Source organism: Litchfieldia sinesaloumensis (genome assembly GCF_900156865.1).
Lineage (GTDB): Bacteria > Bacillota > Bacilli > Bacillales > Bacillaceae_L > Ferdinandcohnia > Ferdinandcohnia sinesaloumensis.
The window spans coordinates 1,652,748-1,678,998 of record NZ_LT732529.1 but is presented as its reverse complement, the minus strand read 5'-3'; the positions used below and the strand labels follow the sequence as shown (position 1 = coordinate 1,678,998).

The window sequence follows — 26,251 nt, the reverse complement described above, 5'->3', positions numbered from 1 at the left end:
TATTGAGCAATCAATACTCTTATTGGAGAGTTTGATCCTGGCTCAGGATGAACGCTGGCGGCGTGCCTAATACATGCAAGTCGAGCGAACTTTTGGGAGCTTGCTCCCAAAAGTTAGCGGCGGACGGGTGAGTAACACGTGGGTAACCTGCCTGTAAGACTGGGATAACTTCGGGAAACCGGAGCTAATACCGGATAACATCGAAGACCACATGGTCTTCAATTAAAAGGTGGCTTTTAGCTACCACTTACAGATGGACCCGCGGCGCATTAGCTAGTTGGTGAGGTAACGGCTCACCAAGGCGACGATGCGTAGCCGACCTGAGAGGGTGATCGGCCACACTGGGACTGAGACACGGCCCAGACTCCTACGGGAGGCAGCAGTAGGGAATCTTCCGCAATGGACGAAAGTCTGACGGAGCAACGCCGCGTGAGCGAAGAAGGCCTTCGGGTCGTAAAGCTCTGTTGTTAGGGAAGAACAAGTATCGTTCGAATAGGGCGGTACCTTGACGGTACCTAACCAGAAAGCCACGGCTAACTACGTGCCAGCAGCCGCGGTAATACGTAGGTGGCAAGCGTTATCCGGAATTATTGGGCGTAAAGCGCGCGCAGGCGGTCCTTTAAGTCTGATGTGAAAGCCCACGGCTCAACCGTGGAGGGTCATTGGAAACTGGGGGACTTGAGTGCAGAAGAGGAGAGCGGAATTCCACGTGTAGCGGTGAAATGCGTAGAGATGTGGAGGAACACCAGTGGCGAAGGCGGCTCTCTGGTCTGTAACTGACGCTGAGGCGCGAAAGCGTGGGGAGCGAACAGGATTAGATACCCTGGTAGTCCACGCCGTAAACGATGAGTGCTAAGTGTTAGAGGGTTTCCGCCCTTTAGTGCTGCAGCAAACGCATTAAGCACTCCGCCTGGGGAGTACGGTCGCAAGACTGAAACTCAAAGGAATTGACGGGGGCCCGCACAAGCGGTGGAGCATGTGGTTTAATTCGAAGCAACGCGAAGAACCTTACCAGGTCTTGACATCCTTATGCCATCCCTAGAGATAGGGCTTTCCTTTCGAGGACATAAGTGACAGGTGGTGCATGGTTGTCGTCAGCTCGTGTCGTGAGATGTTGGGTTAAGTCCCGCAACGAGCGCAACCCTTGATCTTAGTTGCCAGCATTTAGTTGGGCACTCTAAGGTGACTGCCGGTGACAAACCGGAGGAAGGTGGGGATGACGTCAAATCATCATGCCCCTTATGACCTGGGCTACACACGTGCTACAATGGATGGTACAAAGGGCAGCGAAACCGCGAGGTTAAGCGAATCCCATAAAACCATTCTCAGTTCGGATTGCAGGCTGCAACTCGCCTGCATGAAGCCGGAATCGCTAGTAATCGCGGATCAGCATGCCGCGGTGAATACGTTCCCGGGCCTTGTACACACCGCCCGTCACACCACGAGAGTTTGTAACACCCGAAGTCGGTGGGGTAACCGCAAGGAGCCAGCCGCCTAAGGTGGGACAGATGATTGGGGTGAAGTCGTAACAAGGTAGCCGTATCGGAAGGTGCGGCTGGATCACCTCCTTTCTAAGGGAAAAGTCGAAAAGCGAAGGTGACTGTTCAGCCTCGACAAGTGCTGGAACTTCTGCAGGAAAAGTCGTTAGACTTTGACAGAAGAAGTGAAGCAACCTCGAGAGGATAGGAACCATAGCTAGACATAAGAAGTTCTACGAACTTCATAAAAAGACGCTTTGTATTGTGGTCAGTTTTGAGAGTGCTTTTTCTACTTTCAGAAGATAACTCACTGATGTAAAAATCAGTAGCTTCGTTCTTTGAAAACTAGATAACGTAACAAAACATTCATTGAAGTAGTAAAAGTTCTTTTAACAACTTTAGGCGCACGAGAAGCAAGGAGTTCGAGGAACCGAGTGAGGAAGCACCGGAGCGTACTTAAGGTACGTGAGGATGCTGACGAATGAGGTGACGAAGAAATCCGCCGCTTATCGAAGCCGAACAGGTTAAGTTAATAAGGGCGCACGGTGGATGCCTTGGCACTAGGAGCCGATGAAGGACGGTACTAACACCGATATGCTTCGGGGAGCTGTAAGTAAGCATTGATCCGAAGATTTCCGAATGGGGAAACCCACTGCTCGTAATGGGGCAGTATCCTTACCTGAATACATAGGGTAAGAGAAGGTAGACCCGGGGAACTGAAACATCTTAGTACCCGGAGGAAGAGAAAGCAAACGCGATTTCCTTAGTAGCGGCGAGCGAAACGGAAGATAGCCCAAACCAAGAGGCTTGCCTCTTGGGGTTGTAGGACACTCTATACGGAGTTACAAAAGAACGAAGTAGACGAAGCGACCTGGAATNCAACCGGAATGTACAATGTACATGAGGATTGGAGGGAGTGCAGCTGACGCAGAAATCTGCCGCTCATCGGAAGCCACCGACCGAACACGGAAGTTAAGCTTCAGCGCCGATGGTAGTTGGGACTTTGTCCCTGTGAGAGTAGGACGTCGCTAGGCAAGTAAAGGATCAACCATAGGGTTGGTCTTTTTTTGTGAGAAAAACCGAAGGTTTTAAAAATCTTTAAAATAGGTACAGAAAGAAATCCAAATACGGTGGGTTTCGAGGAGCAAAGAGTTCAAGGAAGCAAGTGAGCGACAACCGGAATGTACAATGTACATGAGGATTGGAGGGAGTGCAGCTGACGCAGAAATCTGCCGCTCATCGGAAGCCACCGACCGAACACGGAAGTTAAGCTTCAGCGCCGATGGTAGTTGGGACTTTGTCCCTGTGAGAGTAGGACGTCGCTAGGCAAGTAAAGGATCAACCATAGGGTTGGTCTTTTTTTGTGAGAAAAACCGAAGGTTTTAAAAATCTTTAAAATAGGTACAGAAAGAAATCCAAATACGGTGGGTTTCGAGGAGCAAAGAGTTCAAGGAAGCAAGTGAGCGACAACCGGAATGTACAATGTACATGAGGATTGGAGGGAGTGCAGCTGACGCAGAAATCTGCCGCTCATCGGAAGCCACCGACCGAACACGGAAGTTAAGCTTCAGCGCCGATGGTAGTTGGGACTTTGTCCCTGTGAGAGTAGGACGTCGCTAGGCAAGTAAAGGATCAACCATAGGGTTGGTCTTTTTTTGTGAGAAAAACCGAAGGTTTTAAAAATCTTTAAAATAGGTACAGAAAGAAATCCAAATACGGTGGGTTTCGAGGAGCAAAGAGTTCAAGGAAGCAAGTGAGCGACAACCGGAATGTACAATGTACATGAGGATTGGAGGGAGTGCAGCTGACGCAGAAATCTGCCGCTCATCGGAAGCCACCGACCGAACACGGAAGTTAAGCTTCAGCGCCGATGGTAGTTGGGACTTTGTCCCTGTGAGAGTAGGACGTCGCTAGGCAAGTAAAGGATCAACCATAGGGTTGGTCTTTTTTTGTGAGAAAAACCGAAGGTTTTAAAAATCTTTAAAATAGGTACAGAAAGAAATCCAAATACGGTGGGTTTCGAGGAGCAAAGAGTTCAAGGAAGCAAGTGAGCGACAACCGGAATGTACAATGTACATGAGGATTGGAGGGAGTGCAGCTGACGCAGAAATCTGCCGCTCATCGGAAGCCACCGACCGAACACGGAAGTTAAGCTTCAGCGCCGATGGTAGTTGGGACTTTGTCCCTGTGAGAGTAGGACGTCGCTAGGCAAGTAAAGGATCAACCATAGGGTTGGTCTTTTTTTGTGAGAAAAACCGAAGGTTTTAAAAATCTTTAAAATAGGTACAGAAAGAAATCCAAATACGGTGGGTTTCGAGGAGCAAAGAGTTCAAGGAAGCAAGTGAGCGACAACCGGAATGTACAATGTACATGAGGATTGGAGGGAGTGCAGCTGACGCAGAAATCTGCCGCTCATCGGAAGCCACCGACCGAACACGGAAGTTAAGCTTCAGCGCCGATGGTAGTTGGGACTTTGTCCCTGTGAGAGTAGGACGTCGCTAGGCAAGTAAAGGATCAACCATAGGGTTGGTCTTTTTTTGTGAGAAAAACCGAAGGTTTTAAAAATCTTTAAAATAGGTACAGAAAGAAATCCAAATACGGTGGGTTTCGAGGAGCAAAGAGTTCAAGGAAGCAAGTGAGCGACAACCGGAATGTACAATGTACATGAGGATTGGAGGGAGTGCAGCTGACGCAGAAATCTGCCGCTCATCGGAAGCCACCGACCGAACACGGAAGTTAAGCTTCAGCGCCGATGGTAGTTGGGACTTTGTCCCTGTGAGAGTAGGACGTCGCTAGGCAAGTAAAGGATCAACCATAGGGTTGGTCTTTTTTTGTGAGAAAAACCGAAGGTTTTAAAAATCTTTAAAATAGGTACAGAAAGAAATCCAAATACGGTGGGTTTCGAGGAGCAAAGAGTTCAAGGAAGCAAGTGAGCGACAACCGGAATGTACAATGTACATGAGGATTGGAGGGAGTGCAGCTGACGCAGAAATCTGCCGCTCATCGGAAGCCACCGACCGAACACGGAAGTTAAGCTTCAGCGCCGATGGTAGTTGGGACTTTGTCCCTGTGAGAGTAGGACGTCGCTAGGCAAGTAAAGGATCAACCATAGGGTTGGTCTTTTTTTGTGAGAAAAACCGAAGGTTTTAAAAATCTTTAAAATAGGTACAGAAAGAAATCCAAATACGGTGGGTTTCGAGGAGCAAAGAGTTCAAGGAAGCAAGTGAGCGACAACCGGAATGTACAATGTACATGAGGATTGGAGGGAGTGCAGCTGACGCAGAAATCTGCCGCTCATCGGAAGCCACCGACCGAACACGGAAGTTAAGCTTCAGCGCCGATGGTAGTTGGGACTTTGTCCCTGTGAGAGTAGGACGTCGCTAGGCAAGTAAAGGATCAACCATAGGGTTGGTCTTTTTTTGTGAGAAAAACCGAAGGTTTTAAAAATCTTTAAAATAGGTACAGAAAGAAATCCAAATACGGTGGGTTTCGAGGAGCAAAGAGTTCAAGGAAGCAAGTGAGCGACAACCGGAATGTACAATGTACATGAGGATTGGAGGGAGTGCAGCTGACGCAGAAATCTGCCGCTCATCGGAAGCCACCGACCGAACACGGAAGTTAAGCTTCAGCGCCGATGGTAGTTGGGACTTTGTCCCTGTGAGAGTAGGACGTCGCTAGGCAAGTAAAGGATCAACCATAGGGTTGGTCTTTTTTTGTGAGAAAAACCGAAGGTTTTAAAAATCTTTAAAATAGGTACAGAAAGAAATCCAAATACGGTGGGTTTCGAGGAGCAAAGAGTTCAAGGAAGCAAGTGAGCGACAACCGGAATGTACAATGTACATGAGGATTGGAGGGAGTGCAGCTGACGCAGAAATCTGCCGCTCATCGGAAGCCACCGACCGAACACGGAAGTTAAGCTTCAGCGCCGATGGTAGTTGGGACTTTGTCCCTGTGAGAGTAGGACGTCGCTAGGCAAGTAAAGGATCAACCATAGGGTTGGTCTTTTTTTGTGAGAAAAACCGAAGGTTTTAAAAATCTTTAAAATAGGTACAGAAAGAAATCCAAATACGGTGGGTTTCGAGGAGCAAAGAGTTCAAGGAAGCAAGTGAGCGACAACCGGAATGTACAATGTACATGAGGATTGGAGGGAGTGCAGCTGACGCAGAAATCTGCCGCTCATCGGAAGCCACCGACCGAACACGGAAGTTAAGCTTCAGCGCCGATGGTAGTTGGGACTTTGTCCCTGTGAGAGTAGGACGTCGCTAGGCAAGTAAAGGATCAACCATAGGGTTGGTCTTTTTTTGTGAGAAAAACCGAAGGTTTTAAAAATCTTTAAAATAGGTACAGAAAGAAATCCAAATACGGTGGGTTTCGAGGAGCAAAGAGTTCAAGGAAGCAAGTGAGCGACAACCGGAATGTACAATGTACATGAGGATTGGAGGGAGTGCAGCTGACGCAGAAATCTGCCGCTCATCGGAAGCCACCGACCGAACACGGAAGTTAAGCTTCAGCGCCGATGGTAGTTGGGACTTTGTCCCTGTGAGAGTAGGACGTCGCTAGGCAAGTAAAGGATCAACCATAGGGTTGGTCTTTTTTTGTGAGAAAAACCGAAGGTTTTAAAAATCTTTAAAATAGGTACAGAAAGAAATCCAAATACGGTGGGTTTCGAGGAGCAAAGAGTTCAAGGAAGCAAGTGAGCGACAACCGGAATGTACAATGTACATGAGGATTGGAGGGAGTGCAGCTGACGCAGAAATCTGCCGCTCATCGGAAGCCACCGACCGAACACGGAAGTTAAGCTTCAGCGCCGATGGTAGTTGGGACTTTGTCCCTGTGAGAGTAGGACGTCGCTAGGCAAGTAAAGGATCAACCATAGGGTTGGTCTTTTTTTGTGAGAAAAACCGAAGGTTTTAAAAATCTTTAAAATAGGTACAGAAAGAAATCCAAATACGGTGGGTTTCGAGGAGCAAAGAGTTCAAGGAAGCAAGTGAGCGACAACCGGAATGTACAATGTACATGAGGATTGGAGGGAGTGCAGCTGACGCAGAAATCTGCCGCTCATCGGAAGCCACCGACCGAACACGGAAGTTAAGCTTCAGCGCCGATGGTAGTTGGGACTTTGTCCCTGTGAGAGTAGGACGTCGCTAGGCAAGTAAAGGATCAACCATAGGGTTGGTCTTTTTTTGTGAGAAAAACCGAAGGTTTTAAAAATCTTTAAAATAGGTACAGAAAGAAATCCAAATACGGTGGGTTTCGAGGAGCAAAGAGTTCAAGGAAGCAAGTGAGCGACAACCGGAATGTACAATGTACATGAGGATTGGAGGGAGTGCAGCTGACGCAGAAATCTGCCGCTCATCGGAAGCCACCGACCGAACACGGAAGTTAAGCTTCAGCGCCGATGGTAGTTGGGACTTTGTCCCTGTGAGAGTAGGACGTCGCTAGGCAAGTAAAGGATCAACCATAGGGTTGGTCTTTTTTTGTGAGAAAAACCGAAGGTTTTAAAAATCTTTAAAATAGGTACAGAAAGAAATCCAAATACGGTGGGTTTCGAGGAGCAAAGAGTTCAAGGAAGCAAGTGAGCGACAACCGGAATGTACAATGTACATGAGGATTGGAGGGAGTGCAGCTGACGCAGAAATCTGCCGCTCATCGGAAGCCACCGACCGAACACGGAAGTTAAGCTTCAGCGCCGATGGTAGTTGGGACTTTGTCCCTGTGAGAGTAGGACGTCGCTAGGCAAGTAAAGGATCAACCATAGGGTTGGTCTTTTTTTGTGAGAAAAACCGAAGGTTTTAAAAATCTTTAAAATAGGTACAGAAAGAAATCCAAATACGGTGGGTTTCGAGGAGCAAAGAGTTCAAGGAAGCAAGTGAGCGACAACCGGAATGTACAATGTACATGAGGATTGGAGGGAGTGCAGCTGACGCAGAAATCTGCCGCTCATCGGAAGCCACCGACCGAACACGGAAGTTAAGCTTCAGCGCCGATGGTAGTTGGGACTTTGTCCCTATGAGAGTAGGACGTCGCTAGGCAATAAAGGATCAACCTTAGGGTTGGTCTTTTTTTATTCGGGAAAACCGAAGGTTTTAGAAATCTTTATGATAGGTACAGAAAGAAATCAAAGTCCGGATTTTATACCTTTTAAATCACCATATTGGTCTACAATGTCTTTGAGCTGATGTAATGTTGATACAAAATAACTTTGTTCGCTTTCAAACTCAAATTGGAGAATATTCTCGTGATGTGCTACTTCTTGAAAATACCCTTGAATGTTTATCTGGCCAAATTTATTAAAGCTAAGGTTAATTTTAAGATTATTTTCTGATTCCGAAAAGGTTACAAAACCTTTTAAATTGTTATAGCACTTTTGTAACTGAGTGAAAAACTCGTATACCTGACCAGTTGAAAACCATATTTCGGCATTTTTAACGAAGTAACTCCCACTCTTAATCTCTACTATGCCTTTCACATCATAACCGCCTAAATAACTTGTTTCATTTGGAAAACCATATATTTCATTTAATCCAATTCGTATGAATCCTTGCTTACCCTTAATAATGAACTCATTCATTTTATACAACTCTTTTCAACTAGACTTTAATGTCGATAATCTCTCTTAAATTAGTATTAGTGAATAACATGCAGCAATCAATAACCATTTACTTTACCTATGTTGAATGAAAAGGATAAGGGCTCTAGAATTTATATCAAATCCTCTTCAAGAAGCGAATGAAGGGGAAAGGAAACCCTAGAATCTGATTAAAATCCCCTTCATAAAGCTAATGAAGAGGAGAAGGGGCTAAGCATTTTATCCAAATCTCCTTCATGAAGTCAATGAAGAGGAAAAAGGATTTAGAATCGTATCTAAATCCCCTTCATAGTATTCAAAAACTATCTATTATCCTTTTGAAAACTATTCTACTATAAACTTTTGTTGAGTCTTCGTGTACCTATGTATAAGATTAATCCCATCATAGAAAATACATTCAAGACGACACTACCTGTTAATAAAAGTATTTGAATTAATTGTGGTAATGTCGTAGTTAATGCTATTAGTAGAGTACTACAACCTATTAATAACATAGCAATCAATAACGGTAGGTTTTTAACCATAATTAGACATCTCCTTTTCAAAGTTTATTATATCATAATAATATATGGATGGGGTTTTTAGGAGATTATTAGATACCTACCAATGAGATCCTCAGAGTTAGGAAAATAATTCTGGGTCTTCTTTTAGTAAGTGGGTTAACAAATCTGTCATTTTTTCCGTATCGCAGACTCTTACAGTTGCATCACCAAAGTGCCCCTTATACATTGCATCATTATGTAGAAAAACATCTTCTACTCGTCCATATTTCTCTGAAGTATGACCAATATGTCGTCGTTGCGGGACCGATATCTCTGTATTATCCGGGAGGATGGTATATAGCATTTCGTGTTCGTCCGTTAGACGACCTGGTATGTCGAGCCATTCTTCAACTCCATGAATATATGTGCATCTACGTAAATCGACTCCAATTAATAGAATACTAGCTTTATGATCCAACAATTTCCCCCAGCTAGAACCTCTTGCACAAGGTGTATCAAATTGCTCATTTCCCGCAACAAAGTCACTTGCTCCTTTTCCCAAGGCAGCAACAGAATGAGTAGGGTGCCATGAACGAATTACCCCTGGCCGTTTCCGGAAAAGCTCAGTTAATAAGCCTACACACGAAGGAGAATCCATTACATCAAATCGAGGATTTTCACTTTTTATATATGACCAAGTATGTGTTGGGAAAACCAGTAGGCCATTTTTCATATATTCGATTAGAGCATCGAGGACTGTATCTGCACCGCCTTCGACTTCTCCAATGCTTTTCATCGACGAATGAACAAGTAACGTTCCGTTTTCATCAATACCAAGTTCTTTTAGATGGTCTAGTAAATCTTGTTTTGTATACATTATCTTCTACCTTTCTATCTAATCTGCATTATAGCTATAGAATACCATAGTTCTACTTAAGAGTATTGGTCAGGAGAGTTTATTGGAAATTTTAAACAGAATGATCGTTGACTTGATAAATATAATGTTATATATTTATAACATTATGTTAGAAATATATAACATTTTATAAGGTGGTTATGTCTATTGCTAAAAACAAGGTTAAAGGAGTTTCGCGTAAAACATGATATGAATCAGAAAACATTGGCAGATTTGGTCGGGGTGAGAAGGGAAACAATCGGTCACTTAGAACGTGGGGCATATAGTCCTTCGCTTAAATTAGCGTGGGATATTGCGAAGGTTTTTAAAGTACCGATTGAAGAGATTTTTCAATATGAGGAGGAATGAAGCTATGGATGAAAGGAGTCAACAGCTTATATCAAAAGGAATTGCAATCACATTAGCACTCTTGTATGTTGCTCTGTTTGTTTCAGCGATTTGGAAATATGTAAGTACCAAGGATATTACAAACAGTACGTTGGAGATTATCTTAATTGTTATGATTCCAGCATCGATTGCTTGGTTTGCACGCAAAGATGAAAGTCTTACTATACCTAGGATGATGTCAGGAGAGACAGTTCCTACAGGTACTGATGTTCCTTCAAAAAAAGCAAGAAAGCGTCATTATTTTTGGGATTCGTTAGGTTTTGCCCTGGTTGTTTTGGTCTTAAACATTCTCACTACATTTTTATTAGAAAAGGACTGGGGCAGCTTTCACTTCTTTACGGGATTGAGCGATACCATGAGCATGGTCATCTTGCTATTGATTGAATTCCTTATCTCAATCTTGGTATTTTATGCGATTTCGTATATGTGGGATGAGTTCACTATAAAAAGATACAATCATAAACTACAAGAGTTGGAGGATCTTGATGAATAAATATGATGAAAAGGTGCTTCAGGTAGCACCCAAAAATGCTGTGATCTATGAACTTTTACGAAAAAAAACAAGGGGATCAAAAGGGGAAATAATAAATTTTTTACTTGAAGGGTTGCTATCATTTGGCGATGCGGTTAAACAATTGGACACAAGGGAAGCTTTTTATCTTGTCATGAATGAAAACAATGCAGAGTTGGTCACGCTCCAAAATGATTTAACAAGTGCAAACCTGGATGTAACAAGTTCTGTCCAAATCTCATCCGGGAAAAAACATTTTCTATTCGACGGCTATAAATACAAACTTTATCGTAAAATCCAATAACCTTGGGACAAGGGGACAGGTACATTGTCCCAGGTTTACAATACACCTGTCCCTCTAGTCCTATTTCGTTTCCGTTTTGTTTTTTGATTGTTTTTTGTTATTTTCTTTATTCTTAATATGTCCTTTTGCATCTACTTTTGAATCTCTTAGCACAATTCGCACCTCCAATATCTTATTTATATTTTTCCAAAGAAATATGACTTTATTCTTTTGCTATTCAACGAAAAAAAGGACACCGGTAATGGTGTCCTTTACTGATTATACGCCTGGAAACCAGCCAGGACTGTTTGTGATAATATTCCATAATGGGTCTGGGATCACTAATTCTTGTTGTTTTGTTTTGTCTAATTTTGTTACGATTTCATGTTCCTTATTTTCGGCTACTTTTTGAACCCAATCAGGATCGATGATTAGCTCTCTTCCTAGTGCGAGTAGGGGAATGCCTGTTTTAAAGGCGTTGCGAGCTTCATCAGCTGAGTAGATTGATCCAACTCCGATCAATGGAACGCGATTATCGATGGTTTCAAGTAAGTAATCGATACGAGTTTTACTGGTATCCTCGACACCTCTTCTTGCTGTTGAGAAGAAATCAGCTAATGAGACGTGTAGATACGTTAAGCCTTTAGTAGCCAAAGTATCGACGAGTTTAAGTGTATCACCCATTGTGATTCCAGGTTCTTCTGGTTCTTCAGGTGAAAAACGGTACCCCACAATAAACTCAGGAGTCGCATGTTCTTTTACAACCCTTTGTACTTCATCCACGATTGCAAGAGGGAATGTCATTCGTTTCTCAACACTTCCACCATATTTATCTTCACGACGATTTGAATGCGGAGAGAAGAATTGCTGAATGAGATAGCCATTGGCACCATGGATTTCAACGCCATCATAGCCAGCTTCAATTGCAAGTCGAGTTGTTTTTCCGAATGCTTTAATAATCTCTTCGACTTCTTGATCGGTTAACGATCTAGGTTTTATATCCGGATCGTCTGTTGATACTCCAGGTCTTACTGCAGGTACATCACTTGCACTTACGAGTTCTCGGTTTGGAACCAATTCAGGAGGGCACATTCTCCCACCGTGAAAAATTTGTAAAATGGCTTTCGCACCTTGATTTTTGATTGCATTGGCTAATTTAGTCAAGCTTGGAATCATTTCATCTTTGTCGCCACTAAACTGACCGTGGAATCCTTTTCCGTTCGGTGTAACATATGTACAAGCCGTGATCACCATACTAACTCCGCTGGAACGGCGCGCATAGTAGTCTAATTCAGCGTCTGAAACCGTTCCATCTTGGTTAGAAGACCAATGTGTCATTGGTGCCATAACGAGCCTGTTTTTTAATTCAACCCCATTCGGGAGTGTATAAGAAGACAGCATTGCTTGTGTGTCTTGATTCATTGTAAAACCTCCTTAAAGTCGTTGCACCTGCAAGAAAGTAAAGGTATATTACCACATTATACGTAGCTAATAACCTGCACTTTATTGCATGTAAAATAATGATACCCTTAAAAAGAAATGATAGGAAATATTTTGCTTTTGTATAAAGCTCTACAGTAAACAAAAAGCGAGCTAGCCATAATAATAGCCAACTCGCTTACGTAATGCCCCTGCCAAGGACCTTTATTTTACCATAAATATGATGTAATTAGGGGTTTTCCTTATTTACTGAGAAGATTTATGTATAGATCTGTTTTCCTCTAGTTGAACTTTTTATTCATGTCATTTCCTTCTTGAAGTAGAATTGGCCACAAAGCCAATCTATATTTTACCATTTTCTTTGAATACAATTGAATGATAGGTCTAATGAGGTCTAGTTTCTATTTAATTAATCGTAAAATTATCTTTCCTACGTAAGTGTATTAAAGACCTATAAATGGAAACTGTAATAGGTAGGATGGAGGGAGTTTATGAAGAAGGATAAATTTGTTTTATTTTGTTGTTGGATCATCGGCATTGTACTCTTAATTAAATTTGTTCCGAAAAATAAACTAAGGCACGCAGTCGTTCCATTCATGTTTAAGCAAGTAATCACTTGGTTGTTTGGGTTAATTGTCGTGGAAAAAGGGCTTATTAAGTACCCTGTTCGGGAATTTAAGAAGGCATATAAAGGTAGTTTTTCTTTTGAGTATTTCCTTTATCCTGTCCTATGTACCTTATTTAATTTATATTATCCTGGAAAAGGTAGTCGCCTTTTGAAGTTTGCTTATCTTAATATATTTTCAGGTATCCCCACTATCCTTGAAGTATTTATAAAAAAATACACGAATTTAATTAAATACCGAAAGTGGCAGTGGTATTTGAGTTACAGTACGATGGGGATTACCTATTATTTATCGAGAATGTTTTACCGTTGGTTCTTTAAAGTGAAAGATATAGCCTCATAGTTCTTATAAATGGTTTCAGCAATGCACAAGCTGAGACCTTTTTAGTTTTTGAAACGAGCCCAAATTCTCAATAAATGTAAATTAATGAAACTAATTAATTGTTCATTCGTAAATAAGATTAGTTAAGATGAACGTTACTAAAAGGAGGTGCTATGTTGGAAAATCATGTAGAGGACATTTTAATGATTATTAGAAAGTTAAAGAGTACTCTCAGTAAAGAAAGTTCTAAAAAACTTGATTTAGATAAAAACGAACGCGTTGTTCATAGGCTGGCTTCATTTTCAGAAAACTGTGAAGTATGTCAACAGGAATTGCTTGCATTAAAGGATCACTTTATCCAACTCGAAGACAAAGTAGATGGATTTGATATGGAAGTAATCAAACAACATAAAAAAATGTTCCACGCTATTGTATCTCATCTTCAAAAGAAACATAAGCTGGTTCCTGAGAATATGTATCTAACATTATATATGTCCATCGGTATTAGCTTGGGCATGGTGTTTGGATTAACGATTTTTGATAATATTGCGTTAGGAATGCCGATTGGTATGTGCTTAGGTATCGGGATTGGTGCTGGTTTGGATGCAGATGCTAAGAAGAAAGGTATGACAATATAGACTTTAGTCTCGAGTAGACCTGGTTCTTTGTTCCCCTTGCCTTTTGCTAGTCTCTATGTTTAACTAGTATCTAGTAAGTTAATATTCTAACAATTCGACTAGGGGAGCATGTTTGTGCTGAGAGATAGGAATATCGACCCTTTGAACCTGATCTAGGTAACACTAGCGTAGGGAAGTGGAGTTGGTATTTTCGTGTACACGAATTGCTATTGCCGAACCCATTTCTATTTACTAGTGATGGGTTTTTTTGTTGTTCCTCCCTGATGTCGAACGTAGAGAGGGGAAATGGTAGTGAGTCAGTTATTTACAGATCGTTTATGGAAACGAGTCGAACCAATTTGGAATTCGTATTTGGAGCATCCTTTTGTGAAGGGGATTGGTGAGGGTTGGTTAGATAAGGAAAAATTTAAGCATTATATGAAGCAGGATTATGTGTACCTGATTGAGTATAGCCGTCTATTTGCATTAGGGAGTGCCAAGGCCCCTGATTTAAAGACGATGACCATTTTTGCTAATCTCCTTCATGGCACGTTAGAGGTTGAAATGGATCTTCATCGTCAATATGCGGCTAGATTTGATATCTCTCCAGAAGAGCTAGAGGCAACAAAGCCCGCATCAACCACAACCTCTTATACAAGCTACATGTTAAACGTTTCGCAGCTTGGCGGTGTCGAAAATGTGGTGGCTGCCGTTCTTGCCTGTGCATGGAGTTATAGTTTTATCGGTCAAGAGCTAATGAAATGGCCAGGATCAACAGAACATGAATTTTATGGTGATTGGGTCAAAATGTATTCATCCAATGAATTTACCGAGCTAGCTGAGGATTGTAAAAATCTAATCAATGAGATGGCGAGTGGAAAACCTGAACGTGATCTAGCTGCGCTTGAAGAAATTGTTGTGAAAACAAGTATGTATGAATACATGTTCTGGGAGATGGCGGAGAACCTCGAGGAGTGGCCGATTAAAGAGTGAGCCGGATTACGCAGTGTGTTCGAAGAAACAGAGATTCAATAATTCTCTGTTTCTTTTTTGTATCTTCAATTTTAATTGATCTAATTTAGGAGGTTATCCTTTTACGATGTCGAATTAATGAGTATCAAGCAGATAGAAGGGAGATCGTATGCGCGAATTTGTGAAAAACATCTTTTTGTCATTAGTGGCTATTTTCCTGTTTGCCCTATTTTTGAAATTTGAATATCACTTGAATCTCCTTTATTTCCATTGGACGATTGAGTTTATTGTTCTTCTTTTAGCTATCGTTCTTATTGTTTTGTTTGCGAGTAAGCTAAGTAAGTGGATGGCGTCACTTCGCTATAAGCCTGTTATTGAAACCGTTATAAGCTTGCTGCTTCTCGTTTTCTTTTTGCACGAGCTATTTACACCATACTTTTACCAGGAAGACTATTTAAGTAAAGTCGGTCTTGAAAAAATTGAAAAGTATAATCAACTCACTAATTCTGATTTAACAACTCAGGAACGTGAAAAACTATCAAAAGAGGCCGTCGTCAAGGAAATGGCTGTGTCCTTTAGCATTACTGGCTATTATCCTCGTTTCGACCTGTTAGAAAATGTGAGAGTAATTGATTTCAGTCGGAGGTTCAATCAATATGAATTGGTTATTGAGGGTAATCATCCTGAGCAAGAAACCACGCGAACCTTGCAATATACTTTCGCTAAAGAGGGAATGGGTTTTAAGATTATTGGGTTTGCGGATTTGAATTAGACTTGAAAATAAGATTTCGATAAAATCAAGCGCAGTTTATATTTACGCATGATTTGATTGTGATAATATGAAGAAATGATGTGCATGTGGATAATTATTCCAGTTGTGAGCGCTAATAGGGGTGATTTTACCATTTAATGGAAGTTGCGCATGTTTTCTTACACCCAACCTAGATCAAACCATGCGCAATTCATATTTCCGCATGGTTTGATTGTTAATTTATGAAGAATTGATGCGCATGTGGATATATATTCCAATAAGGAGAGCTTATAGGGGTATTTTCACCTTTTATTGGAAGTTGCGCGTGTTTTCTTACACCCAACCTATATAAAACCATGCGCAAAGCCTTTCAACGTTTCTAGGTGAGACTAGCGCTTATAATGAACAGTTTTAATAATTTTCACGCTAACATCTATCTTTTTAATAGACTCTTTACTAATTGAATTAATCGTCTGGAGATCCCAATCCTTTAAATGATACCGATAGGCCTTTTCGCTAAGATTGAGTAAATCAACTTGCAGTTCCTCGCTTTTTTGCAAACTCTTTTCAAGATCCTCTTTTATTTTCTTTTCAGCTTCCTTCACGATTTTACTATATCCTATATTATCTAGATTTTGTGAGATTTGGGCATTCATTTTCAACGTTAAGTGATAACTAGGTGTTTGGCCATCTAGGACTTTAATGGTATAAGTGGGTTTTTCCATAATCAAACTAACCTTATCTTCAAAAAGGTTATATGGAATCTTGTTTGCTTCTTTGGACAACCATTTTATTCCTACAAGGTCTTCATTGGGTACCCATCCTTTATAGCGTTGTTGTGACACTGCAAATCCACCCGATACAACAGGGACCTTATTCTTCTTATCATCTTCTGAGAAGCTCGCATCATTTAACGAGAGTGAAGGGATGATAAATGACCCAGCTGGCTGGTTGTAGGAAGAAATGAATTTATTATACTCTTTAATCGGAATCGTCATGGTATTTTTTATAAGTGATTCTGGATTGTGAATAATTGTATATAGAGAAGGAAAATTAAAGAAACTTTCTCCTAATAGGATTTCTTTGATATCTTCTCTTGTACCCAAAAACCAGATATTATAACGAAGGAAAGGGTTTTGACCAATATATTCAATGATGGAATCAAGTTCATTTTTTATCACATTTTCACTTAAAATAATTGAACTAACATGCCCGTAATAAAAAGGTAGAGCGGCATTTTGTTCTAACGTGTTAAGTGCTGCTTGGATGCTCTTCGCCTTGGCCTCTCCAATTAAGCTTGGGACTGACTGTTGAAGGGAAGTAGTACCATCTTGTTTTGCGATGTTCGCAAAGTTTTGTGCTTGCGTATAGACAACAAATTCACCATCAACAAAATCGATTCCGATTGCGGTAATATAGGCTTGACTTTGAATTTCCTTAGCACCACATCCCACAAGAGACACAAGTAAAAAACATACAATATTAACGAAAAGAGCCTTTTTCATAGATTACTCCTTTTGTTTCTCGCGATCAGAATCGACAGGCTGAAATGCTTGGTTTCGTTTCCTCATAAATGGAAAGGGAACCCTGATAACACTCTTAATAATATCCGGTAGGTTCGGTCGTGATAGGGCTGTTAAATAAGGATAACCAAAGCTCTCTGTTGAAGCGAGTGCAGTTATAATAAAGAAAAATGCAATAAAAAAACCATATAAACCTAAAAATGAAGACATGAATAGAACAATAAATCGTAATATCATGATATTGTTTGAAATGGTCTGATTAATAAGGATGTAACCAGAAATCACTGTAATTGAGATGACGACAAGACAAGACGGTGAGGTTAGTCCAGCTCGAATTGCTGCGTCCCCAATAAATAAACCTCCTAGAACAGCAACGGTTTGTCCAACTGGTTTTGGGAGACGTACCCCAGCCTCTTTAAATAATTCAAATAATGCAAGCATCAAAAAAGTCTCCATCGGAGCGGATAAAGGAAGACCTAATCGGGATGCCGATATGGTTGCTACAAGTGAGTAAGGTATCTGGTCGATTTGAAAGGTAATCAGAGAAATATAAAACCCAGGTAAAAAAATGGTAATCAAAAGCGCGAAGAACCGAAATAAACGAACAACACTGATGTAATAGAAACTCTCGTGCATATCTTCGGGTGAGAAAAGCGTTTGGTTAAAACTTGTGGGACCTATCAAACACGATGGATTCCCATCGACTAAAATGACAAATCTCCCTTGAGTTAACGCTCTCACTGCAAAATCAGGTCTGCCAGAATGATCCATTAAGGGAAAGAGAGAAAACGTATTATCAAATAGACGTTCCTCGAGTAGGTAGCTGCTAACGAGAATATCTACGTGAATGGACTCGATTCTTTTTTTAACTTCTTCTAACAAAGAAGGATGGATAATATCGTCTATATAGTGTAGAACAACTTTTGTTCGACTCCGTTCTCCAATTGAGTATTCAATACATTTTAGGGAAGAGGTCTTTAGTCTTTGACGAATCAACGCCATATTATCTGATATATTTTCTACAAATCCGTCTCTAGGACCCCGAACAGATGATTCTAGGTTGGTTTCTTCAGGACTTCTCTTCGGAAATTTTGATACGGGGATAAAAAATAAATCTCTCATATCGTGACTAAAGACAAGTATTTCACCTGAAAATAGTTTTTCTTCAATCTCTTTTTTTGCCTGGCTTGCATCCTTTGGTTTACTTGTTTCAAGTACATTGCTTATGCATTCATAGGTTAGCAATCCATTGATTTCCCACACATGGTAAAAGGTAGGGAGGATGACTTCATTCATCGCATTCATATCGATTAAATGAGGGCAATACATAAATTGTACAGTGAAATCTTCATACTTTTGTTCTTTTACCACAATATCTGAAGAACCTTTAAACCAACTCTCCAGCTGGTTAAGGATTGCCTCAACCTTGTTCGTTTGTAGTTTCTCCATGTTGTTCACCCGCCGAACGAATCAATAATAAAAATAATAGAAAGATACCAATCTCAACTCCAAGGCTAATAGGGAAATAATAATTCTTCAAAAATAAAAAAAAGGAATGCGCATCCCATGGAATATAGACACCTATAATTACAAACGAATAAAAGGTGGGTAGTACCCATGCAGACCGTTTGCGATATGTAAACAGCCTGTTAACAATAAACATAGACAAGCTGATTCGAACAAAGGAACCTGACAGCCATTGAAAAATGGAAAGGAAGTCTAAGCGTGTCATGTGTTCGCCCAATTTTAACAACCGCCACTCCTCATACGCAGGGTTTCTCATTTTTGCTGCTTCATGTGGTCCAAATTCTGAAATAGCTCCTGTAAGGGGTCCCAATATTAATAAGATAAGCATGATCCCAGTTACGAGTAGCCATTTAGCCTTAAGTTTATTTTTAATATAAGGGGTTAAAAACAGTAGAAAAATGATATCAAATAAACCAGAGCACGAATAAAGAATTCCTTTGAAAAATTCGCTATACCCATTTTCAAAGATTGGAAATAGTAATTCATAGTTCTTGTTTGGAGTATTTCCGATTCCAACTATAAATCCAAAAATTGAAACAATAGGTAAAGATAGCAGTGAAATTGTACAAATTGCTAGTAACCCTTTCGACGTTGCAAAATAACAAACCACTGCGAACATGATGATTATCACAAAATCGGGTGTTTCGAGTGCGTAATTGCCTTTTGCCCAAATATAGGTGAACTTTAAGGTAATCAAGGCGACTAGTAAAAAATAGGCCCCGAGTATCACTTTAAGAAGGAAACGAAACGCCTTATATTTACACTTTTTATGGAGTAACGAAAGTATGTCTTCGTGTTTTGTTCCTTTTTTATACAGATAGAAGAGCAGTAGAATCCAAATTATAAAAGGAACTGCACTAAAAATAACACTCAACCATGAATCTCTGTTCGAGGTGGTTAATAATACCGGTATAATCAGGACATGTACCATAAAACCAGTGGACATAATCAATAGCACATAGATATGAACTGCGCTAATTAGCTTTCCATTCATAGGAGCCACCTTAACAACTGTATTTTATTTACTAGGTTTTGTCTTGGGGATTGATTTTATGCAGGAAAGAGAAAGGACAAGTTAATCCAAGTATGTTCATATAAAAAGGATATCTCTCTCAGGTACCGAATAATAGAATAATGTCTTAAAATCTAGATGAACATAGACTTCGATGTCGTATGTAAGACGTTGGGTTCTAAGCTTTTAGGGAGGAGTACTAGAGGTGAATCAACCAAATATAGATGAATTTTTACATGAACAAAATAGAAATATGGAAGCATTATATAAGCCAGTCCTGTTGAACCACTGGATGGCTGCAACTACTGGGGAAAAAGTGTGGAGTGAAAAGCATGAAGTTGCTCTAAATCAATACTTTGAGAATTTCTCAGATACTAACACCTTTCAAAAGGTAGTATCATTGAAAGAAGACAATACTTTGTCAGCTACCGAGAAACGACAAATTGACGATTTGTATAATAAAATGATCACAAACCAGCTTGATCGTAATATAAGACAGCAAACGCTACAACTTGAAAATGAAATCTCCCAAACTTTTACTACGTATCGACCTATGTTAAAAGGAGAAGAGGTTTCAAATAACGACTTGTTACAAATTCTTCAGAAAAGTAAGGATGATAGTGAACAAAAAGAGGCTTGGCTTGCAACTAAGCAGGTAGGTAAGAAAATCGAGGAAACACTCCTGAAGCTAGTTATTAAACGGAATGAGGATGCAAGAGCACTAGGATTTTCCAATTTTTATGAAATGAGCTTTAAAACACAAGAGTTAGATATTGATACCGTATTTCGCACATTTCAAGAGCTAGTTGACTTGTCTGATGAATCCTATCTTAAGGTGAAAAATGAAATTGACGAAGAACGTGCAGAATTCTGTGGAATAAAAGTGGAAGATTTGCGGCCGTGGCATTATGTTGATCCGTTTTTTCAAGAGGCCCCTCCGGTTAGTGGTCTTGATTTGGACACATTCTATGAAGGCAAGGATCTAGAAGATATCGCAAAGAACACGTTCGAAACAATAGGATTAGATGTTGAAGATATACTTCGAAACAGTGATTTGTATCCGCGAGAAAACAAAAATCCCTTCGGTTTCTGTACAAATATTGACCGTAAAGGGAACATCAGGATTCTAGTTAACCTTAACTCTAGTACATATTGGGCAACGGCCTTATTACATGAACTCGGACATGCCGTCTATTACAAATATATTGATAAGGAATTACCATTTATCCTACGGTTTCAGTCACACACCATCACGACAGAAGCGATTGCTTTATTTTTTGGAAGACAAACAAAGATGGTAGAGTGGCAACAACGATTTTTAGGTTTAAATGAAAAACAAGTTAGCGAACTGAAACCAGCTATGGATAAAATGCTCACACGCCAAATGGTAGTTGCAGCTAGGTGGATCATTACGTTTGCGTTTTTCGAAAGAGAATTATATGAGAATCCACATCAAGATTTAAATAAATTATGGTGGGATTTAGTTAAAAAAATACAATGTATGAATCCCCCAGAAGATACTAGTCATCCTGATTGGGCATCGAAAATGCACTTTTCGTTAGCTCCAGTATCATATCAAAATTATCTTTTAGGAGAATTAATGGCCTCACAGTTGCATCATTTTATCGATAAGTATGTATCGAATGATTTATATCATCCTAAAGTGGGTGATTACTTAAAGAATGAATTTTTTAATTCAGGAGCTACCTTACAGTCGAATGAAAAAATAAAGAGTGCAACAGGTGAATACTTAAATCCAGTCTATTTTGTTAGGCAATTTTTAAAAGGATAGGAACTTGTTTTATCAAAATAATCGAATTTTTCTGTTGACGAGCTCTTGCTAATTCAGTAAGATTAAGTTGTTAAATATTACTAAATGAATACGATTATCTCTTATCGAGAGTCGGGGGAGGAACCTGGTCCGTTGATCCCGCAGCAACCGTTATATTGATAACAAGGTGCTAATTCCAGCAAGCGATAGCTTGAAAGATGAGTGTAGACGTACATATTGCCTCTTCCTCATTGGAAGGGGCTTTTTGATTTTCACCTGTAGTGAAGATTTTATTTGGTAGAAAAATAGCAAAGGGAGAGATGAAAAATGACAGTAATAAAAACAGACAGTTTGTACAAAAAGGAATATTTCGGGAGACTTCCAGAATTAAAAAAATATGCACCGGAGGCATTTCAAGCTTTCATTAAGTTTGATAGTCAAGCATTAGCACCTGGAAAGCTATCTGTAAAGCAGAAGGAACTTATTGCTGTGGCGGTAGCTCATATTACAGGTTGCCCTTATTGCATCGAGCTACATGTTGGAAACGCAAAAAAGAATGATTCAACGAAAGAAGAAGTGACAGAGGCAATTTTTGTTGCGACAGCATTGAAGGCCGGTTCTGCTTTAGCTCATGGTGTCAATGCACTGAATGCTTATGATGGAAATAATGATGAAGAGCTATATAAAGCGGCTTATTTTGCAAGACTGAAGGAATTTGCGGATTTGAATGGAGAGGCTTTTAAAGCATTTATTGATTTTGACGGAAAGTCTTTAAAGGCACAAAACCTAACTGAAAAAGATAAAGAGTTGATTGCTGTTGCTTGTGCGCACACAACAGGATGTGCATATTGTATTGACTTACATACGAAAAATGCGAAAAAAGCGGGTGCTGATTTAGAAGAAATTTCAGAAGCGATTTTCGTAGCGGTTGCCTTAAAAGCAGGTTCTGCCTTGGCACATAGTGTGAATGCATTAAATGCTTATGATGAGAACTAAATAATAGATGTAAAAATGAGACAAAGTCATCAATGATTTTGTCTTTTTTTTATGCTATTTTTTGTGGTTTAGGAAAAGATACTAATGCAAATTACAGGAGGTGTATGACATGAGTGATGTATATCGAGATAAAATCGTCGTCTTAGATGAAAATGGGGATGAAAAAGAGTTTTCAATTGAGGCCTTATTTGATATGAAGGACAAAACGTTTGCCTTGTTACGCTCAGAACAGGACCAAAATAACACCTTTGTCATGCAAGTGGAGAATACTGATAATGGCCAATATTTGAAGGGAATAAATGATCCTTCTGAACGTGATATGGTACTAGATGCATATGAGATAGCTGTAGATGCGAATCCGGCGGACTGAGGATTCCATGGATAAAAAGATAATAGATGTCATTGATCCCGAGCTAATTGAACAAATCGATAGAGAGATCAATGGTTTGACGTTTACAAAGAACTTTCGGTCTCCTTCGGCAGAGGAGTGGTATGTTTTTTTACCGAGCTACAAAGATCCGGTAACCGGAGGAGCGGCTGGCAAGGTCATTATTCACTATAACCTCTATGATACCAAGGAGATTTTTATCAATACCACGATTATCTATGATGATCCTGCCTTACATAAGGAATCACTACATCAGCTTGTTTATGCCATTTCGGATGAGCTTGTAAACCGATTGGTTGGTTACGCAGATACATTGCTCTCCGTTCATGCTGGTGAAAACTCCTATAACGCAGAATACCAAAACTAGAGGGGTTTACGATGGTAGAAAAAATCATACAAAATATTCAACAATATTCAATTCCACTAACTGATTCGAAAAATGACTTTGATTCACTTGTACACGCGATTACAAATCAGAAATACTTACTACTGGGTGAATCTTCACATGGGACGTCGGAGTTTTATAAAATCCGAGCGGACATCACCAAAAGATTAATTGTTGAAAGAGGTTTTACTTTTATTGCAGTAGAAGGGGATTGGCCAGCATGCCAAAAGGTGAATGCCTATATTAAAGGGTACTCCACAGAATTTAATCATGCTCGTGATGTTTTGATGTCCTTTAAACGTTGGCCAACGTGGATGTGGGCAAATGAAGAAATCATTGACTTAATTGAATGGTTAAAAGACTATAATTCCGAACGTCCGAGTGAGAAGAGGGTTGGCTTTTACGGGATAGATATCTATAGTTTATGGGAATCAATGGATGAAATTCTAAAGTATTTGGAAAAACGAAATTCCCCTGATTTTGAAATTGCTAGAAAGGCATTTGCTTGTTTCGAACCATTTCATCGTGATTCGGAAAAATATGCATTATCTTCTGCCTTTTATTCGGAGGGCTGTCATGAAGAAGTGACTAAACTGCTATCGGAAATCATTCGAAACAAATATGCTTATGAGACTGATGAAAGTAGTTTGAACCTCGAGGTCAATGCACTGATCACGGCAAATGCCGAAAACTATTATACAACGATGGTTACAAATGATAATGAATCATGGAACATACGAGACCGTCACATGGTTGAGGTCATACACAAGATTGATTCCTTCTATAACCATCAATCGAAAGGGATAATTTGGGAACACAACACTCATGTTGGGGATGCAAGAGCGACGGATATGGAAAGTGAAGGTCTGGTCAATGTTGGACAGTTGATACGGGAACAGGCTGGTTTTGAAAATGTGTTTATTGTTGGCTTCGGTACACATCAAGGTACAGTAGTTGCGGCCAGTGAATGGGGTGTAAACTTTGAGATCATGAATACTCCTCCCGCAGTTGCTGGTAGTTGGGAACATCTCCTCTATAAAGCGGGGGCTTACGATAAACTTCTCATTTTTACAGATCAAAACAAACATCACTTTTCGAATACACTAAGACATCGTGCAATTGGCGTTGTCTATAACCCCCAGTATGAGCATTATGGCAACTATGTCCCGTCCGTGATTTCACAACGATATGATGCGTTTATTTTTGTCAATCAGACAAATGCGCTAACACCACTTGAAATCACAGAAGTATTAATTTAAGTTGTATAAATATTCAAAGGTAAGAGTTCAGTGTTACTAAACTCTTACTTTTTTAATTAAAACCAGATATCCAACCATTCTCCTAAAATAGTAAATATATCAAATACGCTCGTATATGGAGTATATTCCCATCTAAGGGAGTATGTTTCCATATCCTCGGAGTCAGCCATACCACAGCGTGAATAATCCTTTAATATCACTGAAAATTCAAAAATATGAGGTTTGAGCAAGGCGTCGCAAAAGATATACAATTTTAAGGACGAAAGATTTTCTAGTACTTATGTTTCAAAAAACGTGTTGAAACAAGCATGACAATAGCATTTTTTGCTATGTTAAAAAAATGTAGGGGGTAATTAGGTAGATGAAGAAACGACTATCGATTTTATTTTTAGTACTAGTTATGGGAATCATGACAGCCTGTGGAACAGGTCAAGAAGCGGGTGGAACGGAGAATAAAGGTTCTTCTGGAAACGCGGGTAGTGAGTCTACTAGTTTACTAGATGAATTGAAAGAAAAAGGAACGGTTACAATTGGTTTTTCGAACGAGGCACCATATGCCTATCAAGATGCAAAAACCGGTGAATTAAAAGGAGCAGCTGTTGAGGTTGCGACGAAGGTTTTTCATAATATGGGAATAGAGAATGTAAAAGGGCAAATCGCAGAATGGAATCAACTGATTCCTGGTGTAAAGGCAGGCAAATTCGATGTAATTACAGCGGGTATGGCGATTTTACCGGAGCGTGCTGAACAAGTGACATTTGGGGAACCAGAAATCCAATATGGAGAAGGCTTAATTGTTGAAAAAGGTAATCCATTAGATTTACATAGCTATACAGATATTGCCGACAATCCTGATGTGATTGTAGCAGTCATGTCCGGTGCAACAGAGGTTGAGTTCTTAAAAGAAATGGGTGTTAGCGAAGATCAAATCCTTGAAGTAGCTGACATTCCAGCCACATTCTCTGCTGTTCAATCTGGTCGTGCTCAAGCAACTACAGGAACAGAAATGACAGTGAAAATGGCATTGGAGTCTTCAGACCAGGATGCGCTAGAATTTGTTGAAGACTTTGAGCAACCAGCGATCAAAGGCGTACCAAGCTATGGTGCTGCTGCATTTGCTCAAGGTAATGATGAACTTGTAGAAGCTTACAATGCAGAACTTAAGAAGTTAAAGGAAAGTGGAGAGATTCTTGATCTCATTACCCCATCTGGTTTTGGTGAAGGGAACCTTGTACCGAATGATTTAACGACGGAGCAAGTGATCGACAGTTTAAAATAACACGGGGAAAGATGGACAGATCTCCTAGGTGAGGAGGTCTGTTTTTTTCCATATAAATGAGGTGAGTCCAATTAGTCAATTAGGAGAGATTTTTTCGATATTACTTCAAGGTTTAAATATTACGATTTTAATTTTAGGTGCTTCTGCATTCTTTTCCTTTATTGTCGCATTTTTAGCGGGGTTTGGTCGATTATCAAAGAATGTCATTATACGAAAGGGGACAGGGTTTTTCGTCGAGATTTTTCGCGGCACCTCTCTTATCATTCAGTTGTTTTGGTTCTTTTATGCACTTCCGATTTTGTTTGGGATTGATTTAGGTTCTGAATTTTGGGCGTGTGTAATTGCGATCTCGATGAACTACGGAGCTTATATGTCAGAAACCGTTCGCGGCTCGATTCTCTCAGTTTCACATGGACAAACTGAAGCGGCTATTGCGCTAAATATGTCGCGCTTTCAACGGATGAGACTTGTCATTTTACCACAAGCGATTCGGATGATGCTGCCGGAATTCGGGAATTATCTTATTCAAATGTTAAAGGCGACTTCACTTATCTCACTTGTAGGCTTAGCTGATATTGTCTATCGAGGTCAGCTTTATACGAATACCAACCTTTCTACAACTCCGACCGTTTACTTAGCCATTCTTGTCTTTTATTTTGTTATTGCGTTGCCATTAATCGGTTTAACGAAGTGGGCGGAAAAACAATCAGCGAAGGGAGTGGCAAGTGAATAATGTGG

At 40.2% G+C, this 26,251-nt stretch carries 37 protein-coding genes, 1 rRNA gene, 2 riboswitches and 1 other annotated feature; of the genes, 32 read left to right on the top strand and 6 right to left on the bottom strand.

Translation table 11 applies throughout. From position 1 onward, the window contains the following. The first annotated feature begins 19 nt into the window (after positions 1-19). From CZ490_RS08285 to CZ490_RS22820, 18 genes are all read left to right on the top strand, one after another. Positions 20-1,571 (top strand): 16S ribosomal RNA (locus CZ490_RS08285). Positions 1,572-2,041: 470 nt separating this feature from the next. Further along, positions 2,042-2,418: a sequence feature (23S ribosomal RNA rRNA prediction is too short), on the top strand. Between the two features lie 254 nt (positions 2,419-2,672). Continuing rightward, positions 2,673-2,804 (top strand): hypothetical protein, encoded by a 132-nt coding sequence (locus CZ490_RS22900; protein WP_268762058.1) that lies wholly within the window; start codon positions 2,673-2,675, stop codon positions 2,802-2,804. Between the two features lie 162 nt (positions 2,805-2,966). After that, positions 2,967-3,098, top strand: coding sequence for a hypothetical protein (locus tag CZ490_RS22895; protein WP_268762058.1), 132 nt, complete (start codon positions 2,967-2,969; stop codon positions 3,096-3,098). Positions 3,099-3,260: 162 nt separating this feature from the next. After that, positions 3,261-3,392: a hypothetical protein gene (locus tag CZ490_RS22890; protein ID WP_268762058.1), complete on the top strand. Its 132-nt coding sequence runs from the start codon at positions 3,261-3,263 to the stop codon at positions 3,390-3,392. 162 nt (positions 3,393-3,554) lie between these two features. After that, a complete protein-coding gene (locus CZ490_RS22885) occupies positions 3,555-3,686 on the top strand; it encodes a hypothetical protein (RefSeq protein WP_268762058.1) in 132 nt (43 codons plus the stop codon). Between the two features lie 162 nt (positions 3,687-3,848). Then, complete coding sequence (locus CZ490_RS22880; protein WP_268762058.1) at positions 3,849-3,980, top strand: hypothetical protein; 132 nt, start codon at positions 3,849-3,851, stop codon at positions 3,978-3,980. A gap of 162 nt (positions 3,981-4,142) precedes the next feature. Further along, positions 4,143-4,274 carry a hypothetical protein gene (locus tag CZ490_RS22875; RefSeq protein WP_268762058.1) on the top strand — a complete coding sequence of 44 codons (132 nt, stop codon included), beginning with the start codon at positions 4,143-4,145 and terminating at the stop codon, positions 4,272-4,274. A 162-nt stretch (positions 4,275-4,436) separates the two neighbouring features. Further along, positions 4,437-4,568 (top strand): hypothetical protein, encoded by a 132-nt coding sequence (locus CZ490_RS22870; protein WP_268762058.1) that lies wholly within the window; start codon positions 4,437-4,439, stop codon positions 4,566-4,568. Between the two features lie 162 nt (positions 4,569-4,730). Continuing rightward, the gene (locus CZ490_RS22865; RefSeq protein ID WP_268762058.1) at positions 4,731-4,862 is read left to right on the top strand and encodes a hypothetical protein; all 132 of its coding nucleotides are present in this window, start codon (positions 4,731-4,733) and stop codon (positions 4,860-4,862) included. A gap of 162 nt (positions 4,863-5,024) precedes the next feature. After that, positions 5,025-5,156: a hypothetical protein gene (locus CZ490_RS22860; protein ID WP_268762058.1), complete on the top strand. Its 132-nt coding sequence runs from the start codon at positions 5,025-5,027 to the stop codon at positions 5,154-5,156. Between the two features lie 162 nt (positions 5,157-5,318). Further along, positions 5,319-5,450, top strand: a complete 132-nt coding sequence (locus tag CZ490_RS22855; RefSeq protein ID WP_268762058.1) for a hypothetical protein — start codon at positions 5,319-5,321, stop codon at positions 5,448-5,450. A gap of 162 nt (positions 5,451-5,612) precedes the next feature. Next, positions 5,613-5,744 (top strand): hypothetical protein, encoded by a 132-nt coding sequence (locus tag CZ490_RS22850; protein WP_268762058.1) that lies wholly within the window; start codon positions 5,613-5,615, stop codon positions 5,742-5,744. 162 nt (positions 5,745-5,906) lie between these two features. Continuing rightward, positions 5,907-6,038 carry a hypothetical protein gene (locus tag CZ490_RS22845; RefSeq protein WP_268762058.1) on the top strand — a complete coding sequence of 44 codons (132 nt, stop codon included), beginning with the start codon at positions 5,907-5,909 and terminating at the stop codon, positions 6,036-6,038. A gap of 162 nt (positions 6,039-6,200) precedes the next feature. Beyond that, positions 6,201-6,332 (top strand): hypothetical protein, encoded by a 132-nt coding sequence (locus CZ490_RS22840; RefSeq protein ID WP_268762058.1) that lies wholly within the window; start codon positions 6,201-6,203, stop codon positions 6,330-6,332. Between the two features lie 162 nt (positions 6,333-6,494). Next, complete coding sequence (locus CZ490_RS22835) at positions 6,495-6,626, top strand: hypothetical protein (RefSeq protein ID WP_268762058.1); 132 nt, start codon at positions 6,495-6,497, stop codon at positions 6,624-6,626. Between the two features lie 162 nt (positions 6,627-6,788). Then, positions 6,789-6,920 (top strand): hypothetical protein, encoded by a 132-nt coding sequence (locus CZ490_RS22830; protein ID WP_268762058.1) that lies wholly within the window; start codon positions 6,789-6,791, stop codon positions 6,918-6,920. A gap of 162 nt (positions 6,921-7,082) precedes the next feature. Continuing rightward, entirely contained in the window at positions 7,083-7,214 is a 132-nt protein-coding gene (locus CZ490_RS22825) for a hypothetical protein (RefSeq protein ID WP_268762058.1), read from the top strand. A gap of 162 nt (positions 7,215-7,376) precedes the next feature. Next, a complete protein-coding gene (locus CZ490_RS22820; RefSeq protein ID WP_268762057.1) occupies positions 7,377-7,508 on the top strand; it encodes a hypothetical protein in 132 nt (43 codons plus the stop codon). Positions 7,509-7,596: 88 nt separating this feature from the next. Here CZ490_RS22820 and CZ490_RS08280 read toward each other — a convergent pair whose 3' ends face one another. Next, positions 7,597-8,049: a WapI family immunity protein gene (locus tag CZ490_RS08280; RefSeq protein ID WP_077618448.1), complete on the bottom strand. Its 453-nt coding sequence runs from the start codon at positions 8,047-8,049 to the stop codon at positions 7,597-7,599. Between the two features lie 639 nt (positions 8,050-8,688). Continuing rightward, positions 8,689-9,426, bottom strand: a complete 738-nt coding sequence (locus CZ490_RS08270; RefSeq protein WP_077618446.1) for an AAC(3) family N-acetyltransferase — start codon at positions 9,424-9,426, stop codon at positions 8,689-8,691. Positions 9,427-9,612: 186 nt separating this feature from the next. Between CZ490_RS08270 and CZ490_RS08265 the strand changes: the two genes are divergently transcribed. The 3 genes from CZ490_RS08265 to CZ490_RS08255 are packed head-to-tail and all read left to right on the top strand — an operon-like array spanning position 9,613 to position 10,667. After that, positions 9,613-9,813, top strand: coding sequence for a helix-turn-helix transcriptional regulator (locus CZ490_RS08265; RefSeq protein ID WP_077618445.1), 201 nt, complete (start codon positions 9,613-9,615; stop codon positions 9,811-9,813). A 4-nt stretch (positions 9,814-9,817) separates the two neighbouring features. Continuing rightward, on the top strand, positions 9,818-10,345 hold the full coding sequence (locus CZ490_RS08260) for a hypothetical protein (protein ID WP_077618444.1): 528 nt from the start codon (positions 9,818-9,820) through the stop codon (positions 10,343-10,345). Then, positions 10,338-10,667 carry a hypothetical protein gene (locus tag CZ490_RS08255; RefSeq protein WP_077618443.1) on the top strand — a complete coding sequence of 110 codons (330 nt, stop codon included), beginning with the start codon at positions 10,338-10,340 and terminating at the stop codon, positions 10,665-10,667. Before CZ490_RS08260 ends, CZ490_RS08255 begins: the two co-directional genes overlap by 8 nt. Positions 10,668-10,925: 258 nt before the next feature. Here the strand turns inward: CZ490_RS08255 and CZ490_RS08250 are convergent, their stop codons facing one another. Beyond that, positions 10,926-12,068, bottom strand: a complete 1,143-nt coding sequence (locus CZ490_RS08250) for an NADH-dependent flavin oxidoreductase (RefSeq protein WP_077618442.1) — start codon at positions 12,066-12,068, stop codon at positions 10,926-10,928. Positions 12,069-12,577: 509 nt separating this feature from the next. Between CZ490_RS08250 and CZ490_RS08245 the strand changes: the two genes are divergently transcribed. The 4 genes from CZ490_RS08245 (at position 12,578) to CZ490_RS08230 (ending at position 15,394) form a co-directional block, all read left to right on the top strand. Then, positions 12,578-13,054: a CBO0543 family protein gene (locus CZ490_RS08245; protein WP_077618441.1), complete on the top strand. Its 477-nt coding sequence runs from the start codon at positions 12,578-12,580 to the stop codon at positions 13,052-13,054. A gap of 155 nt (positions 13,055-13,209) precedes the next feature. Further along, positions 13,210-13,671 carry a glycine zipper domain-containing protein gene (locus tag CZ490_RS22640; RefSeq protein ID WP_234987203.1) on the top strand — a complete coding sequence of 154 codons (462 nt, stop codon included), beginning with the start codon at positions 13,210-13,212 and terminating at the stop codon, positions 13,669-13,671. A gap of 90 nt (positions 13,672-13,761) precedes the next feature. Beyond that, positions 13,762-13,862, top strand: a riboswitch (TPP riboswitch). 94 nt (positions 13,863-13,956) lie between these two features. Further along, positions 13,957-14,643 carry a thiaminase II gene (gene tenA / locus CZ490_RS08235; protein ID WP_077618440.1) on the top strand — a complete coding sequence of 229 codons (687 nt, stop codon included), beginning with the start codon at positions 13,957-13,959 and terminating at the stop codon, positions 14,641-14,643. Between the two features lie 160 nt (positions 14,644-14,803). After that, positions 14,804-15,394: a hypothetical protein gene (locus CZ490_RS08230; RefSeq protein WP_142255356.1), complete on the top strand. Its 591-nt coding sequence runs from the start codon at positions 14,804-14,806 to the stop codon at positions 15,392-15,394. A gap of 368 nt (positions 15,395-15,762) precedes the next feature. Here the strand turns inward: CZ490_RS08230 and CZ490_RS08225 are convergent, their stop codons facing one another. Genes CZ490_RS08225 through CZ490_RS08215 form a run of 3 tightly spaced genes read right to left on the bottom strand, consistent with a single transcriptional unit; the run spans position 15,763 to position 19,417 of the window. Beyond that, positions 15,763-16,878: a Ger(x)C family spore germination protein gene (locus tag CZ490_RS08225; protein WP_077618438.1), complete on the bottom strand. Its 1,116-nt coding sequence runs from the start codon at positions 16,876-16,878 to the stop codon at positions 15,763-15,765. Between the two features lie 3 nt (positions 16,879-16,881). Next, positions 16,882-18,345, bottom strand: a complete 1,464-nt coding sequence (locus CZ490_RS08220) for a spore germination protein (RefSeq protein WP_077618437.1) — start codon at positions 18,343-18,345, stop codon at positions 16,882-16,884. After that, a complete protein-coding gene (locus CZ490_RS08215; protein ID WP_077618436.1) occupies positions 18,317-19,417 on the bottom strand; it encodes an endospore germination permease in 1,101 nt (366 codons plus the stop codon). Before CZ490_RS08215 ends, CZ490_RS08220 begins: the two co-directional genes overlap by 29 nt. 223 nt (positions 19,418-19,640) lie before the next feature. Between CZ490_RS08215 and CZ490_RS08210 the strand changes: the two genes are divergently transcribed. The 7 genes from CZ490_RS08210 (at position 19,641) to CZ490_RS08180 (ending at position 26,246) form a co-directional block, all read left to right on the top strand. Continuing rightward, on the top strand, positions 19,641-21,227 hold the full coding sequence (locus CZ490_RS08210) for a M3 family metallopeptidase (RefSeq protein ID WP_077618435.1): 1,587 nt from the start codon (positions 19,641-19,643) through the stop codon (positions 21,225-21,227). Positions 21,228-21,325: 98 nt separating this feature from the next. Continuing rightward, positions 21,326-21,431, top strand: a riboswitch (SAM riboswitch). A gap of 102 nt (positions 21,432-21,533) precedes the next feature. After that, the gene (locus CZ490_RS08205) at positions 21,534-22,202 is read left to right on the top strand and encodes a carboxymuconolactone decarboxylase family protein (RefSeq protein WP_077618434.1); all 669 of its coding nucleotides are present in this window, start codon (positions 21,534-21,536) and stop codon (positions 22,200-22,202) included. A 109-nt stretch (positions 22,203-22,311) separates the two neighbouring features. Further along, positions 22,312-22,572 carry a DUF1292 domain-containing protein gene (locus CZ490_RS08200; protein WP_077618433.1) on the top strand — a complete coding sequence of 87 codons (261 nt, stop codon included), beginning with the start codon at positions 22,312-22,314 and terminating at the stop codon, positions 22,570-22,572. Between the two features lie 7 nt (positions 22,573-22,579). Further along, a complete protein-coding gene (locus CZ490_RS08195; protein WP_077618432.1) occupies positions 22,580-22,957 on the top strand; it encodes a hypothetical protein in 378 nt (125 codons plus the stop codon). Positions 22,958-22,968: 11 nt separating this feature from the next. Then, a complete protein-coding gene (locus CZ490_RS08190) occupies positions 22,969-24,234 on the top strand; it encodes an erythromycin esterase family protein (protein WP_077618431.1) in 1,266 nt (421 codons plus the stop codon). Positions 24,235-24,595: 361 nt separating this feature from the next. Continuing rightward, entirely contained in the window at positions 24,596-25,513 is a 918-nt protein-coding gene (gene ehuB / locus CZ490_RS08185) for an ectoine/hydroxyectoine ABC transporter substrate-binding protein EhuB (protein ID WP_077618430.1), read from the top strand. A gap of 70 nt (positions 25,514-25,583) precedes the next feature. Next, the gene (locus CZ490_RS08180) at positions 25,584-26,246 is read left to right on the top strand and encodes an amino acid ABC transporter permease (protein WP_077620994.1); all 663 of its coding nucleotides are present in this window, start codon (positions 25,584-25,586) and stop codon (positions 26,244-26,246) included. The last annotated feature ends 5 nt before the right edge of the window (positions 26,247-26,251 follow it).